This is a genomic window from Photobacterium ganghwense (assembly GCF_003025595.1).
GTDB lineage: Bacteria > Pseudomonadota > Gammaproteobacteria > Enterobacterales > Vibrionaceae > Photobacterium > Photobacterium ganghwense.
In genome coordinates this window covers 76900-91136 of record NZ_PYMI01000006.1, presented here as the reverse complement: position 1 = coordinate 91136, position 14237 = coordinate 76900, and the positions used below count along the sequence as shown (strand labels likewise).

Sequence of the window (14237 nt, the reverse complement as noted above, 5' to 3'; positions counted from 1 at the left end):
CGGGATCATTGGCGATCCCGGCGGAGAGTCGGATGACTGTGAGGCGTTTTGGGTTACCAGTAATGTTCCATGGTGATCTGGCCCGGTTTGCGGCGCAGATTTTTGGCAAACCCCAGCGCTTCAAGAGTGGCTTTGGTGTCACGCACCATTTCCGGGTTACCGCAGAGCATGATCTGGCTTTTTCCCGGGTTGAGCTTCAGCCCGATGTGGCGTTCCAGCATGCCGTCGGCGATCGCCTGCGGAATACGGCCGGTCAGTGCCAGCTGTGCCGGCTCGCGGCTGACAAAGGGCTGGACAATTAGCTGGTCCGGGTGTTTTTCCAGCAGGGTATTGATCTCCGCCTGATAGCTCAGATCGGCCGCGAAGCGTACCGCGTGGATCAGTATGACTTTGCGAAACCGTTTCCAGACCTCGGCTTCGCGCAGAATCGACAGATACGGGCCAATCGCAGTCCCGGTGGCCAGCAACCAGAGATGTTCGCCGTCCGGCACCTCATCAAGGGTAAAAAAGCCGGTCGCCCGGGCTGAAATCAGGACTTCATCACCGGCTTCCAGGGCATGGAGAGCGGGAGAAAGCTGGCCGTCCGCCACGCGGGTAGCATAAATTTCAATGTGCGGGCTCGACGGAGGATTAACGAAGGAGTAGGCACGCTGAACCCGTTTGCCGTCAATATCCAGCGCCAGTTTAGTAAACTGGCCGGCTTTGAAAGGTTCGATGTTGGCCGTCAGCACCAGGCTAAATAAGTCCTGGTTCCAATGGCGGTTAGTGATAACCTGAGCGGGGATCCAGTCAGCCATAATGTTCTCCTCGTTATGATTTTTTTATGCGATACGTACAGCGCCTCTCGCCAGCAATAATGTGTTCATTACGCTCTACCTGGATGTCCTTACCCAGTAGACGTTGGAAAATGGTGAGTTCGGACCGACAAAGGGACGGGCAGTGCTCGGCGGCATGACAGATAGGACAGTGATTCTCAATCAGGATAAAGTCCTCGCCATCCCGTTGAAGCTCTGCCATGTAGCCTTCCTGTTCCCTGAGTGTAGTCAGAATTTGCAGTTTTTCTTCTAAATTTTCGGCCTGTGCCAGCTCGGCCTGATATTGTTCAAAGGTTTGATTCTCCCGGCGTTCGACGACCTGATCGAGGCCGCTGCGGCCAAACAGTTCTTCGACAGAATCAAGCATTTGAATAATAAGATCGCCGTGACGGTCAGCAAATCGCTTGTGCCCTTTGGGTGTCAGGTGCCAGTGGCGGGTCGGCCGGCCCACTTTCACTTTGACATCCTCAAAGTCCACCAGGCCATCTTCTTCCAAGCCGAGCATGTGCTGTCGCACGCCCATGGTCGTGAGCTTGAACTCTTCAGCCAGCATTTTGGCCGTCACCGGTCCTTCTCGTTTCATCCGGTAAAGAATTCGATCAATGGTTTTCATAGCCACCCGTGTTAAAAAAGTGTTCCTAGTAATTATGTAGTCAGGCTGCTAAATAAAGCAACAACTTTACAAAGTGAGGCGGGGGAGGATCACGGGTAATAAGGAAGGAAAAGGGCGCACTTGTTGTGCGCCCGGGAGAAGCGGTTACAGGATGTGGTCTTTGATGGCCTCATCCTTGCGATCCAGGTAGTGGGTCGATTTGATGCGGCGGATCGTGCGGCATTTACCGCGGATCAGCAGAGTCTCGGTCGTCGCCATGTTGCCCTGACGGGTAATCCCTTCCAGCAGGTCGCCTTTGGTGATCCCGGTACCGGCAAAAATCACGTTATCGCTGCGTGCCATGTCATTCATGGTCAGGATAGTGTTCGGCTCAATGCCCATTTCGCGGCAACGGCTGATTTCTACTTCGCCCAGCTCGCGGTTTTCAGCCGTATCGCCTTTGACCTGATGACGCGGCAGCAGACGGCCATGCATGTCGCCGCCCAGCGCGCGGATCGCGGCGGCAGAAACTACGCCTTCCGGTGCGCCGCCAATGCAGTACATAAGGTCAACTTCGCTGTCAGGCATACAGGTCAGGATGGAAGCGGCTACATCACCGTCCGGCACGGCGTACACGCGTACACCCATCGCCTGCATCTCTGCAATCACTTGTTCGTGACGTGGCTTGGCCAGAGTGATGACCACTAGGCGATCCAGGGGTTTATCCAGCGCAGCGGCAACGGCTTTCAGGTTGTCAGTCAGGGATTTGCCCAGATCGATCACCCCTTTGGCGGCCGGACCGACAACCAGTTTTTCCATGTACATGTCAGGGGCTTTGAGGAATGACCCTTTTTCACCGGCCGCCAGAACGGCCAGGGCGTTGTTCTGGCCCATCGCGGTCATACGGGTGCCTTCGATAGGATCCACTGCGATATCAACGGCATCACCGCCAGTACCCACTTTTTCCCCGATGTAGAGCATAGGTGCTTCATCGATCTCACCTTCACCGATGACGATTTCACCGTCAATTTCAGTTTGGTTGAGCAGGGCACGCATCACTTCGACCGCTGCGCCGTCGGCCGCGTTTTTGTCGCCGCGGCCCAGCCATTTGTAGCCAGCCAGTGCAGCGCCTTCTGTGACGCGGGAAAATGCCATCGCCAAATCGCGTTTCATGGTTACTCCAGAAAAAGAAAATCAGTGGGCTAGAAAACTGGCGGCGATTTTATCACAGCTGGAAAGGAAACGTTTGCGTTTGCGCAAAAATGTGAAATTTGCAGCGGTTTACGCGCAGAATCGGATAGAAAGCGAAATGTTTGTTCGGGGCGCGCTGGGGATACGGCGTCGGGCTGGAGTGTTCTGGTGACGGTCGCAGGCATGAAAAAGGCCTGCATCGGCAGGCCTTGAAAGGGAACGAGTTTGAGGGGATTAGCAATCGTCTTCGTCGATGGCCCAGCCTTTGGCGCACTCCACCGCACGTTTCCAGCCGCGGTAGCGACGGTTACGTTTGTTCTCATCGGCACATGGGATGAACTTGCGATCCAGCACAGCTTTGTCTTTCAGCTCATCGATGTTGCCCCAGAATCCGACTGCCAGACCGGCCAAGTAGGCAGCACCCAGTGCGGTAACTTCGGTTACCACCGGACGGTGCACCTCTGTATTAAGGATGTCGGACTGGAACTGCATCAGGAAGTTGTTGGCGACCGCGCCACCGTCCACTCGCAGGCTCGCCAGTTGAATGCCGGAATCTGCCTGCATTGCGTCCAGGACATCGCGGGTCTGGTAGGCCACACTTTCCAGCGTTGCGCGGATAATATGGTTTGAGTTCACCCCGCGGGTCAGACCAACGATGGCACCACGCGCGTAAGGGTCCCAGTAAGGCGCACCCAGACCGGTGAAAGCCGGTACCACATACACGCCGTTGGCGCTGCCCACTTTCTCTGCAAAGTATTCGGAGTCTTTGGCATCGTCCAGCAGTTTGACTTCATCACGCAGCCACTGAATTGACGCCCCACCCATAAAGACGGCACCTTCCAGGGCGTAGGCCACTTCCCCTTTCGGGCCACAGGCCAGGGTTGTCAGCAGGCCGTTGTGTGAGGTGACTTTCTCGCTGCCGGTATTCATCAGCAGGAAGCAACCGGTGCCGTAGGTGTTTTTCGCCTGACCGGCGCTGACACACATCTGGCCAAACAGTGCTGCCTGCTGGTCACCGGCAATCCCGGCGATAGGAATACGGGTACCGCCTTTACCACCGATGTTGGTTTTTCCGTACACTTCAGATGAAGGCTTCACTTCCGGCATCATCGACAGTGGGATATCCAGCGCTTTCAGCAGTTTTTCATCCCACTCCAGGGTATTGATGTTGAACACCATGGTACGTGAGGCGTTGGTGTAATCCGTTACGTGAACACGACCCTGGGTCATTTTCCAGATCAGCCAGGTATCGACCGTACCGAACAGCAGGTTGCCGGCTTCTGCCTCTTCGCGGGCTCCTTCGACGTTGTCGAGGATCCACTTGATTTTGGTACCGGAGAAGTACGGGTCAACAACCAGGCCGGTGTTGTCACGGATGTACTCTTCCAGCCCTTCAGCTTTTAGTTTTTCGCAGATATCAGCGGTACGGCGGCACTGCCAGACGATGGCATTGTAAACCGGCTTACCTGTATTTTTGTCCCAGACAATGGTGGTTTCACGTTGGTTAGTGATACCAATCCCCGCCACCTGATCAGAGCTGATACCGGCTTTTGCCAGCGCTTCGACCAGTGTAGAGCTTTGTGTTGCGTAGATTTCAAGAGGGTCATGCTCAACCCATCCGGCTTTCGGATAGATTTGGGTAAATTCACGCTGCGCGGAACACACAATATTGGCGTTGTGGTCCAGCACTACGGCGCGCGAGCTGGTCGTCCCCTGATCTAGTGCAACAATGTACTTTTGCTCTGTTGTCATGACGGTTTCCTCTATTTTCATTTTATAAGGGTAGTAGAGTGTTTGTTATTCATACGTAGCTGCGGCATGGACGCCATTGACTACGCTTGTGCTGCGCTTTTGTCACCAGTCTCTTCACACTGGTTAGGCAGCGTGCAACGGTTACCAGGCAGATACACACCGATGGTTTTCGGGTATAGCCAGGCACCGGCACAGGCACCCAGAATTGGGGCTACGAAAGGCACGATAAAGTAAGGGATGTCTTTCCCGCCGGTCAGCGCTACGTCGCCCCAGCCAGCCAGGAAAGCAAAGAATTTAGGACCGAAATCGCGTGCCGGGTTCATGGCAAAACCGGTTAGCGGACCGAGAGAGCCGCCGATCACCGCAATCAGAATACCGATTAGCAGCGGGCCCATGGCACCGCGTGGCGCACCATTTTTCTCGTCACCGATGGCCAGGATGGCGAACATCAGCACGGCGGTGATTACAAATTCCACCGCAAAGGCTCCGCTGAAAGACAGGGCGGCATTCGGGTATGTCGAGAAGATACCGGCTGTTGCCAGACTGGCTTCGGTACCGCGCACAATGCCGTTGGCAGTTTCGAAGTTGGTAAACAGGTTGCCGTACAGGCTGTAAATCAACGCGGCGGTAAAGAAGGCACCAAGCATTTGTGCCGCAATGTACGGCAGGACTTTGCGTTTATCGAAACCGTGGAACATTGCCAGTGCGATGGTCACGGCTGGGTTGATGTGCGCGCCGGACACACCGGCGGTGCAGTAAATCGCAATTGCCACACCCAGACCCCACATAATACTGATTTCCCACTGGCCGAACTCTGCGCCAGTCAGTACCAGCGCCGCCACGCAGCCGACACCGAAAAAGATCAGTAATCCCGTGCCTATAAATTCGGCCAGGCACTCGCCGAGTAGAGTGTGTTGTTTCGGGGTAGTCATGGTTCAGTCCTTTTGTTATGTCGTAGGGGTATTGTTATGTTTGTTGTGGGCTAAATGTACTCGATCTCGCAGCGAAGAAAATTGGATTGCGCGAGAAATGTGCGTTCGAGCATAAAAACAATTCTATTTTTGCGAATGCGCGCAAACGATTGCTGGGAACTGGGGGTTTTTCCCTTTTCGAGCATTTTGGGGGTGATTAGATGAGGAGAAATAAAGTGATTTGTTTAAGTTGATGTTTATAAAATAAAAAATCCGACCTGTACAGGTCGGATGTGCCAGATTGGGCAAAGCCTTGGATAAATCCAAGAGAGATACGATCAGGACAGAAATTAGCACGCTCACCCTGCATTAAAATAGAGTTTGATCGCAGTTTTACCCATTTAGACGGCGTGTCCGAGCGATTTTTGCACGCATAGTTCATATGGTGGGAAGCTGGCGCGGCGGCCGGAAAAACGGGGTGGTCCGGGGGAGATCGGAGTGCGGGCGATCAGGAAAGCAAAAATCTCATCAAAATTGTGTAATTTTTGCCCGTTTGTTGAAAAGCGTGGTATTTGTAGATGTCATAAGCAGGACGCCTCGCTAGAATAGGTGGCATATGAACCGTAAATGTGCCTGTGTAAGGTTGTCTTAATGGTTAGGGCAAACCGATAGGCTGAAGACAGGTGGAAAAAATGTCTCTAGAAATGTTGGAAAAGCTGGAAGCCAAAGTTCAGATGGCTGTTGATACAATTTCTCTGCTACAAATGGAAATTGAAGAACTAAAAGAACAAAATGATAGCCTGGCTAACGAAGCACAGGCACTGCGCTCAGGTCGTGAAGATCTGGAGCAGGAAAACCACAAGTTGCGTGATGATCACCAGGCGTGGCAAGAGCGCGTACGCGCACTGCTGGGCAAAATGGAACACGTCGAGTAATCGATCCGGAATTCGCTTCCGCCGCTGGCGGGGGAAGCGCCCGATCAAAAACAGAGCCGTTGGGCTCTGTTTTTGTTAGTAAGGCATCTGTACCAGCAGCATTGCCGCGGGTTATTCGATGTCCAGAGGTTCCGGTGACAGGATGACCCCGGTGTTGTCCGCGTAGATGTGATCTTCCGGCAGGAAGGTGACGCCGCCGAAATTGACCGCCACATCCACTTCACCGATGCCTTGTTCGTCGGCACCGACCGGGATAGACGCCATCGCCTGAATGCCGATGTCGAGTTCATCCAGGTCATCCACATGGCGGACGCAGCCATACACGATTAACCCTTCCCATTCGTTGCCGGCAGCCAGCTGTGCCAGTTCCGCATCCACCAGGGCGCGGCGCAGTGAGCCGCCGCCATCAATCAGCAGCACCCGGCCTGCGCCAGGTTCTTCCAGCACCGTGCGGATCAGACCGCAGTCCTCGAAACACTTGATCGTGGTGATCTGGCCGCCAAACGAGCTACGGCCGCCATATGAACTGAACATAGGTTCGACAACGTCGACCTTGTCGAGGTAGATGTCGCAGAGTTCGGACGTATTGTATTCCATGGGCGCGCTTCTTCTTGTGGCAAATGAAAAGGGTCGCCGGGTTGCCTGCGGGCAACCAGGCATAATTTGTTGAAAGTATAATCAGTTAGCTGGTCAAGATACAAGACCGCCAGCGGTTATACCAGGAAATCACACGGCCGCGAGGACCACACCGGCGGCAAACAGCAAGTTGGTCAGCAAAGCGCACTTCACCATGGTTGCCATCATCGGGCGAAGTGCCGCCCCGTCAGCGGCGGTCAGTACCTGTTTACCATGCTTAAACAGCAACGGCGCACTCAGGATAAACAGCCAGCCGTACGGCGAATGGATTTCCAGGGCGGCAAACAGCGCCAGACACAGCACGCTGCCGACCAGCAGAAACAGGTGGTATTTACGGCCCCATTCCGGCCCCATTCGAACCGCCAGAGTCAGCTTGCCACAGGCCCGGTCGTTGTCGATATCGCGCAGGTTATTGATATTGAGCACGCCCACGGCCAATAAGCCACAAGCGGTTGCCGGCAGCATGATGATGGAGTCAATCTGTCCTGCCTGCAGATAATAGGTTCCGGCCACGCCCAGCCAGCCAAAGAACATCAGGACGGAAAGATCGCCAAGGCCGCGATAGCCGTACGGCTTGTTGCCGACGGTGTAGGCGATAGACGCGGCGATCGCCATCAGCCCGAGCAGCATAAAGCCGAACATGTCCTGTAGGTTATCGGTCGCGATCGCGATCAGGCTCAGGCCGCTGGCAATGGTCAGGCCGATATTCAGCAGCATGGCTTTGCGCATCGCGGCAGGGGTAACCAGCCCAGACTGGATAGCACGCTGTGGCCCCAGGCGTTGCTCGTTGTCGGTGCCTTTAACGGCATCGCCGTAGTCGTTGGCAAGGTTCGAGAGGATCTGCAACAGCAGCGCTGTCAGCAGAGCAAGACCGGCGATAAGGGCAGAGAAGCTGCCTTGCCAGCCCGCCACGGCACTGCCACAGACGATAGAGGCGACGGCCAGAGGCAGCGTTTTTGGCCGGCAAGCGTCCAGCCAGATTGCGAGTGAAGATGATTTCATAGTGAGCTTTCGTCAATCAACCGGTGAGTGATCCATTATGGCTGAACTGTGATTATGGGCAACTTTATCGGGAGATTGTTTGTTTAAAAACAAAAAAACGGTGCCTTATGGCACCGTTTGCAGAATCAGCCGGAAGAAACTTACAGGATGAAACGGCTCAGATCTTCATCATCGACCAGTTCACCCAGACGGGCTGTGACGTAAGCATCGTCAATCAACACTTTCTCACCGTTTCTTTCCGTCGCATCGAAAGACAGCTCTTCCATCAGGCGCTCCATCACGGTGTGCAGGCGACGGGCACCGATGTTCTCGGTACGCTCGTTAACCTGCCAGGCCGCTTCAGCCAGCTTGCTGATCCCGCTTTCATCGAACTCAATGTTCACGGATTCGGTCGCCATCAGGGCTTTGTACTGCTCGGTCAGCGAGGCATTCGGCTCAGTCAGGATGCGCTTGAAGTCATGGCTGGTCAGGGCTTCCAGCTCAACGCGAATTGGCAGACGGCCTTGCAGCTCTGGGATCAAATCTGACGGTTTGGCAACCTGGAACGCGCCTGAGGCGATGAACAGGATGTGGTCGGTACGAACCATGCCGTGCTTGGTTGAGACCGTGCTGCCTTCAACCAGTGGCAGCAGGTCACGCTGGACCCCTTCGCGAGACACATCAGGACCTGACGTTTCACCGCGCTTACAAATCTTGTCGATTTCATCCAGGAACACGATACCGTGGTTTTCCACCGCAAAGATGGCCTGATCTTTCAGCTCGTCATGGTTAACCAGCTTGGAGGCCTCATCTTCTGTTACCGCCTTCATCGCGTCCTTGATTTTCATCTTACGCTTTTTGGTGGTGTTGCCGGCCAGGTTCTGGAACATGCCCTGCAGCTGGTTGGTCATCTCTTCCATACCAGGAGGGGCCATGATCTCTACGCCCATTTGCGGCGCAGCGACATCGATTTCGATCTCTTTGTCATCCAGCTTGCCTTCACGCAGTTTTTTACGGAAAGACTGGCGGGTGGCAGAGTTGTTGTCGCTGGACTCGTTCTGGCCCCAGGCGTCACGGGCCGGTGGCAGCAGCACATCCAGAATGCGGTCTTCGGCCAGCTCTTCAGCGCGGAAACGTACTTTTTCCATCGCCTGCTGGTGGGTCATTTTGACCGCCACATCCGTCAGATCACGGATAATGGTTTCGACTTCTTTGCCGACGTAGCCGACTTCGGTGAACTTGGTGGCTTCTACTTTGATAAACGGCGCGTTAGCCAGCTTGGCCAGGCGGCGGGCAATTTCTGTTTTACCCACACCCGTCGGACCGATCATCAGGATATTTTTCGGGGTTACTTCAACGCGCAGCTCTTCCGGCAGCTGCATACGACGCCAGCGGTTACGCAGCGCGATCGCAACTGCACGCTTGGCTTTGTCCTGACCGATGATGTGGCGGTCAAGTTCATGGACGATTTCGCGAGGAGTCATTTCAGACATGGCCGCTTCCCTTATTTTGTGTCGAGCTCTTCGATGGTGTGGAAATGGTTGGTGAACACACAGATGTCACCCGCAATGTTCAGGGCCTTCTCGGCAATTTCGCGGGCGCCCAAATCGGTGTTTTCCAGCAGCGCAATGGCCGCGGCCTGGGCAAAGTTACCGCCTGAGCCAATGGCAATTAGGTCGTGCTCAGGCTGAACCACGTCACCGTTACCGGTGATGATCAGTGAGCCGGTTTCATCGGCTACCGCCAATAGGGCTTCCAGGCGGCGCAGCATACGATCTGTCCGCCAGTCTTTAGCCAGTTCCACCGCCGCTTTTTGCAGGTGGCCCTGGTGCATTTCCAGCTTACGCTCGAAACGTTCGAATAGAGTGAAGGCATCCGCTGTGCCGCCTGCAAAACCTGCAAGCACTTTGTTGTTATATAAACGGCGCACTTTGCGAGCGTTACCTTTCATAACTGTGTTGCCCAGGGAAACCTGGCCATCACCGGCGATAACGACTTTACCGTTTCGACGAACAGATACGATAGTTGTCACGGTGTTACCTCTTTGAGTCTTTCCGGCTGCTGCCGGTTTGGGTATACCTGACGATCTGGGGGTGGGGGACGGTGGTTTCAAGGGCGGAAAAAGAAAAGGATGCCGGGGCATCCTTTTTCTGTGCATGTTCTGCCGCACAGGGCAAACCTGATACAAGCAGGGAAAAACGGCTGGCCGGAGACACTGAGCCTAGTGCTCAGGACTCCCAGAACCAGATGGCACACGGCTCGATGCCGACCCGGCGCAGCTGGTTGCGATCGCTCTCGGCTTTACGCTTTTGCGGATACGGCCCCAGAATCACGCGGTACCAGGTACCTTTTTCACCCTGACTGATCTTTATCTGGCTAGTCAGCCCCTGGAACGCGATCATCGCTTTGCGCTCTTCGGCCTGACTTTGGCTGCGGTAAGCACCACACTGCATCAGATAAGGGCGGGTCGGGACCTGCTCTTTCTTCGCTTCGACCTGTATTTCTTTATTTTCCAGTTCTTCAATGTAGCGCCATTTTTCTTCCGGCTTCGGCGGCAGCGTTTTGGCCTCCGGAGTCGGTTTGGGCTGCACTACCGGTTTGGTGATCGGTTTTACTTCAGGTTTTACTTCCGGTTTTGGTGTCGGCTTTGGTTCAGGCGGTTTGGGCTTAGACGGGGCCGGAGGCGGCGTCTGCTGGGTTGCCTGAGAATGCGCGGGGGCTGGGGAGGTCGACAGGAAATAAAGTCCATAGCCCAACCCGGCCACCAAAATCAGGGCAATGGTGGCCCACTTCACTGGAAACCCGCTACTTGGCGGGGCTTTGCGACTGTTTCGTGCCGGTTTCTTGGGGGCACGACCGCGTTTAACGTAATCTTTTGTAGCCACGATGCTGCTGGTTTATTCGGATGGACAATGGGCCTATGTTACAAACTTGCGCCATAACTGACCAGACCCTGAACGCGTTATGATTCGAAGCCTTACAGCCAGGCGCAGAAGTTTTGTGAGCTTATGTGCAAAACATAAGCTCATATTGACAGCGATCAGGCGTTCGCTGGTGGGGCGGCGCTCTCGCGAATCACCAGTTTGGCATCCAGCAGGCGGGAGCCGGAGGCGATGTCTTTGCCTTTGAGAATATCCAGCAGCATCAGCATGGACTGACGGCCGATTTCATAGCGAGGCTGGGACACCGTCGTCAGAGGTGGATCGCAGTATTCCGCAAACTGAATATCATCGAAACCGACAATTGACAGATCCTGCGGAACCCGGAAACCGAGACGTTTGGCTTGCTGCATGGCACCAATGGCCATCACATCATTGTGGCACAGCAGAGCGGTCGGAGGCTCCGGCATCGACAGCAGGGCTGTTACCGCACGGGCGCCACCGGCAAAGGTGAAATCGCTCTTGACGGTGTAGGCCGGGTTCAGCTCCACTCCAGCACGGCGCATGGCCTGCTGGTAACCCTGATTACGGAACTGACACAAAGCGGCAGAATCCGGTCCGGCGATCTGAGCGATACGCTTATGGCCCATCTGGGTTAAGTAGTTCACCGCTTCAAACGCAGCGGTCAGGTTATCGATATGGACAGTTGGCAGCTCCAGCTCAGGGGCAAATTCGCAGGCCATCACCATTGGCGGCAGGTTTTTCTGTTCCGGTTTACTGACATCAAACGGCAGATCCGTGCCGAGTAGCAGCATCCCGTCAGCTTGTTTGGTAAAGACCAGATTAACAAATGAATTTTCCCGGGTTTTCTGCTGTCCGCTGTCGCCCAGCAGCACCAGGTAACCGTGTTCCATCGCCGCTTCTTCAATCCCGCGAATAATTTCCGTGAAATATGGGTCACAGATATCCGGGACAATGGTAACGATGGTTTTTGATTCGTTGCGACGTAAATTCCTAGCCAGTGAATTGGGTGAATAGCCAGCGTCCATGACAGCCTGTTCAACCTTTTTTCTTGTTGAGGCTGACACTTTTTCCGGGTTCATCAGGGCACGGGACACCGTGGCTGTAGACACACCGGCGAGCTGGGCAACATCCTTCATTGTCGCCATATTAGGGTTCCTCTCTATTATTTTTCTCTCTCATGCTGGAGGATCATGGCCAAACAGGGCTGATACCTGTACCAGCGAGCCTGTTATTGTAGGCTGTCTGCCGGGGATTAAACATGCTTAAAACACCATTAATTTCATCCAGCATGTGACGTGAGTCGCATTGTTCATTTTAAGTTAAATCCTGAGGTTCCACATCGATCGACCAGCGGATCTTCTTGCTCAGCGGCAACAGTCCAATCGCCGGTTTGGCCAGGGATAGCAGTTGCTGCAGGGCCTTTCGGCTGGGGGCCTGGATCAGCAGTTGCCAGCGATAGCGCCCGGCCCGGCGAGCCAACGGAGCCGGGTTAGGGCCCATGACCTGGGTATCTTGGTTAAAGACCGGGCTGGCTTCAAAGATTCCCCGGATCTGTTGCAGGAACTGCTCGACCTGATGATTCTCATGGGCTTCTGCGCGCAGCAGGGCCAGATAGGTATAAGGCGGCAGCCAGGCCTGTTTGCGCTCTTGTAGGGCACTGGTGGCAAACTGGTCATAGCCTTTGTACAGCAGCGCCTGCAGCAGGGCGTGTTCCGGGTGGTGGGTTTGCAGGATCACTTCGCCCGGCTTGCTGGCCCGCCCGGCGCGTCCGGCGACCTGGATAAACAGTTGGGCCAACCGCTCGCTGGCCCGAAAATCGTTACTGAACAGGGCACTGTCAACGTCAATCAGGGCGACCAGGGTGACGTCCGGAAAGTGGTGGCCTTTTGCCAGCATCTGGGTGCCAATCAAAATCTGGTATTCGTTGCGGCGGATGGCTTCCAGGTAATTTTCCAGGCTGCCTTTACGGCGGGTACTGTCTCGGTCAATCCGCACGGTTTTGTAGTCGGGAAACAGGGTGGCCAGTTGTTGCTCGAGCTGCTCGGTACCGACCCCGACCGCATGCAACTGGGTCGAGCCACAATTGCCGCACTGCGGCATCACCGGGCGCTGGGTGGCACAGTGGTGGCAGCGCAATTCGCCGCTTTGCTGGTGATAGGTGTAGTAGGCGTCGCAGCGTTTACATTCCGCCAGCCAGCCACACTCATGGCACATGACCGCCGGGGCATAGCCGCGCCGGTTGAGAAACAGCATGACCTGATTGCCGGCCGTGAGGTGTTTGCGCATCTGGGCGATCAGCGGAGCTGACAGCCCGGCTTCGAGATACAGTCCCTTAACGTCCAGCACCCCGTGTCGGGCTGACTGAGCGTGTCCGGCCCGGCGGGTCAGGTGAAGATGGTGGTATTTCCCGCTTTTGGCGTTGTGCAGGGTCTCAAGGGCCGGTGTTGCCGAGCCCAGAATAATGGGGATGTTGCCCTGGCTGGCCCGCATCACCGCCAGATCGCGGGCGTGATAGCGCAGGCTGTCCTGCTGCTTGTACGAGGCGTCGTGCTCTTCGTCGACAATAATGATGCCGAGGTTGGCAAACGGCGTGAACAGGGCAGAGCGGGTGCCGATAATGATCCCGGCCTGGTTATCCCGTCCGGCCAGCCACGCCGACAGGCGCTCGGTGTCGTTCAGGCCGGAGTGGATCGTTTCCAGCGGAACATTGAAACGTCGCTTGAAGCGGTTAATGGTCTGCGGGGTCAGGCCGATTTCCGGGACCAGGATCAGGGCCTGTTTCCCGGCCGCCAGGACCGGTTCGAGCAGATTCAGGTAGACCTCGGTTTTGCCTGAGCCGGTGACCCCTTCCAGCAGGTAGCAGGCAAAATCGGGATTGGCGTTCACCGACGCGATCGCCAGTGCCTGCTCCTCATTGAGCTTGGGTTTTTCTTCCGTCACGGCGAAATGCGCTGCCCAGTCGGCCGCAGCCGGTTGCTGTTCCGATGCGAAGATCCAGCCTTTTTCGCTCAGTGTTTTCAGGGTCGCCGCGGAGATGTCCTCGGCGAGCAAAGCATCATGGCTGACCTCGCCTTGGCGCAGGGCATTGAGGACCTGTACCTGACGCGGAGCCCGTGTCAGCGCACTGAGGGGCTGATCATAACCGGCCGGAGTCAGTTGCCAGACTTTCAGGCTGGCCGGGGACGCTTCGCGGCCTTTACGCAGCAGAGTCGGCATGGCGTTGGCGAGGGTGTCGCCGAGTGGGTACTGGTAGTACCGGCTGGCCCAGCAGAGCAGGTTAAACAGCGATGACGGCCACAGGGGCTCGCCATCCAGCACGCTGTTCAGTGGTTTGAGTTGGTCGACCGGCCACTCCGATTCCGTGCTGATCGCCATGACGATACCCACCAGATGCTGGCGTCCGAACGGCACTTTGACCCGCCCGCCGACCACCGGTGTCTGACCGGGTTTGATCAGGTAATCAAACTGTTTATCGAGGGGGACAGGAAGGGCCACTCGGGCAATGTTGGGCGTCATAATCA

Annotated in this window: 13 protein-coding genes; 1 reads left to right on the top strand and 12 read right to left on the bottom strand. The window is 55.6% G+C overall.

From position 1 onward, the window contains the following. Positions 1-53 precede the first annotated feature (53 nt). From C9I92_RS19575 to C9I92_RS19550, 5 genes are all read right to left on the bottom strand, one after another. Positions 54-797 (bottom strand): ferredoxin--NADP reductase, encoded by a 744-nt coding sequence (locus C9I92_RS19575; RefSeq protein WP_047887191.1) that lies wholly within the window; start codon positions 795-797, stop codon positions 54-56. A 13-nt stretch (positions 798-810) separates the two neighbouring features. Beyond that, positions 811-1428, bottom strand: a complete 618-nt coding sequence (locus tag C9I92_RS19570) for a helix-turn-helix transcriptional regulator (RefSeq protein WP_047887190.1) — start codon at positions 1426-1428, stop codon at positions 811-813. A gap of 144 nt (positions 1429-1572) precedes the next feature. After that, positions 1573-2580 carry a class II fructose-bisphosphatase gene (glpX, locus tag C9I92_RS19565; protein WP_047887189.1) on the bottom strand — a complete coding sequence of 336 codons (1008 nt, stop codon included), beginning with the start codon at positions 2578-2580 and terminating at the stop codon, positions 1573-1575. 252 nt (positions 2581-2832) lie between these two features. Then, complete coding sequence (gene glpK, locus C9I92_RS19555; protein WP_107193914.1) at positions 2833-4350, bottom strand: glycerol kinase GlpK; 1518 nt, start codon at positions 4348-4350, stop codon at positions 2833-2835. A gap of 80 nt (positions 4351-4430) precedes the next feature. Next, a complete protein-coding gene (locus C9I92_RS19550) occupies positions 4431-5282 on the bottom strand; it encodes an MIP/aquaporin family protein (protein WP_047887186.1) in 852 nt (283 codons plus the stop codon). 671 nt (positions 5283-5953) lie between these two features. Here C9I92_RS19550 and zapB point away from each other — a divergent pair. Then, positions 5954-6196 (top strand): cell division protein ZapB, encoded by a 243-nt coding sequence (gene zapB / locus C9I92_RS19545; RefSeq protein WP_047887185.1) that lies wholly within the window; start codon positions 5954-5956, stop codon positions 6194-6196. Between the two features lie 111 nt (positions 6197-6307). On the opposite strand, the gene rraA is transcribed toward zapB, so the two are convergent. The 7 genes from rraA to priA all read right to left on the bottom strand — a co-directional run bounded on the left by rraA (position 6308) and on the right by priA (position 14232). Continuing rightward, positions 6308-6793, bottom strand: coding sequence for a ribonuclease E activity regulator RraA (rraA, locus tag C9I92_RS19540; protein ID WP_047887184.1), 486 nt, complete (start codon positions 6791-6793; stop codon positions 6308-6310). Positions 6794-6922: 129 nt separating this feature from the next. Next, positions 6923-7834 (bottom strand): 1,4-dihydroxy-2-naphthoate polyprenyltransferase, encoded by a 912-nt coding sequence (locus C9I92_RS19535; RefSeq protein ID WP_047887183.1) that lies wholly within the window; start codon positions 7832-7834, stop codon positions 6923-6925. Positions 7835-7974: 140 nt separating this feature from the next. Further along, on the bottom strand, positions 7975-9306 hold the full coding sequence (gene hslU, locus C9I92_RS19530) for an ATP-dependent protease ATPase subunit HslU (RefSeq protein ID WP_047887182.1): 1332 nt from the start codon (positions 9304-9306) through the stop codon (positions 7975-7977). 11 nt (positions 9307-9317) lie between these two features. Next, positions 9318-9845, bottom strand: a complete 528-nt coding sequence (gene hslV, locus C9I92_RS19525) for an ATP-dependent protease subunit HslV (RefSeq protein WP_047887181.1) — start codon at positions 9843-9845, stop codon at positions 9318-9320. Positions 9846-10041: 196 nt separating this feature from the next. Further along, a complete protein-coding gene (locus C9I92_RS19520) occupies positions 10042-10698 on the bottom strand; it encodes an SPOR domain-containing protein (protein WP_047887180.1) in 657 nt (218 codons plus the stop codon). A gap of 155 nt (positions 10699-10853) precedes the next feature. Then, positions 10854-11861: a DNA-binding transcriptional regulator CytR gene (cytR, locus tag C9I92_RS19515; protein ID WP_047887179.1), complete on the bottom strand. Its 1008-nt coding sequence runs from the start codon at positions 11859-11861 to the stop codon at positions 10854-10856. A gap of 169 nt (positions 11862-12030) precedes the next feature. Continuing rightward, positions 12031-14232, bottom strand: coding sequence for a primosomal protein N' (gene priA, locus C9I92_RS19510; protein ID WP_047887178.1), 2202 nt, complete (start codon positions 14230-14232; stop codon positions 12031-12033). Between the last annotated feature and the right edge of the window lie 5 nt (positions 14233-14237).

Excerpts from the sequence above, each read along its gene's own strand:
- zapB (WP_047887185.1), top strand. The coding sequence starts at position 5,954 with ATGTCTCTAGAAATGTTGGAAAAGCTGGAAGCCAAAGTTCAGATGGCT.
- priA (WP_047887178.1), bottom strand. The coding sequence starts at position 14,232 with ATGACGCCCAACATTGCCCGAGTGGCCCTTCCTGTCCCCCTCGATAAA.
- glpX (WP_047887189.1), bottom strand. The coding sequence starts at position 2,580 with ATGAAACGCGATTTGGCGATGGCATTTTCCCGCGTCACAGAAGGCGCT.
- glpK (WP_107193914.1), bottom strand. The coding sequence starts at position 4,350 with ATGACAACAGAGCAAAAGTACATTGTTGCACTAGATCAGGGGACGACC.
- C9I92_RS19575 (WP_047887191.1), bottom strand. The coding sequence starts at position 797 with ATGGCTGACTGGATCCCCGCTCAGGTTATCACTAACCGCCATTGGAAC.
- rraA (WP_047887184.1), bottom strand. The coding sequence starts at position 6,793 with ATGGAATACAATACGTCCGAACTCTGCGACATCTACCTCGACAAGGTC.
- C9I92_RS19535 (WP_047887183.1), bottom strand. The coding sequence starts at position 7,834 with ATGAAATCATCTTCACTCGCAATCTGGCTGGACGCTTGCCGGCCAAAA.
- hslU (WP_047887182.1), bottom strand. The coding sequence starts at position 9,306 with ATGTCTGAAATGACTCCTCGCGAAATCGTCCATGAACTTGACCGCCAC.
- C9I92_RS19570 (WP_047887190.1), bottom strand. The coding sequence starts at position 1,428 with ATGAAAACCATTGATCGAATTCTTTACCGGATGAAACGAGAAGGACCG.
- cytR (WP_047887179.1), bottom strand. The coding sequence starts at position 11,861 with ATGGCGACAATGAAGGATGTTGCCCAGCTCGCCGGTGTGTCTACAGCC.
- C9I92_RS19550 (WP_047887186.1), bottom strand. The coding sequence starts at position 5,282 with ATGACTACCCCGAAACAACACACTCTACTCGGCGAGTGCCTGGCCGAA.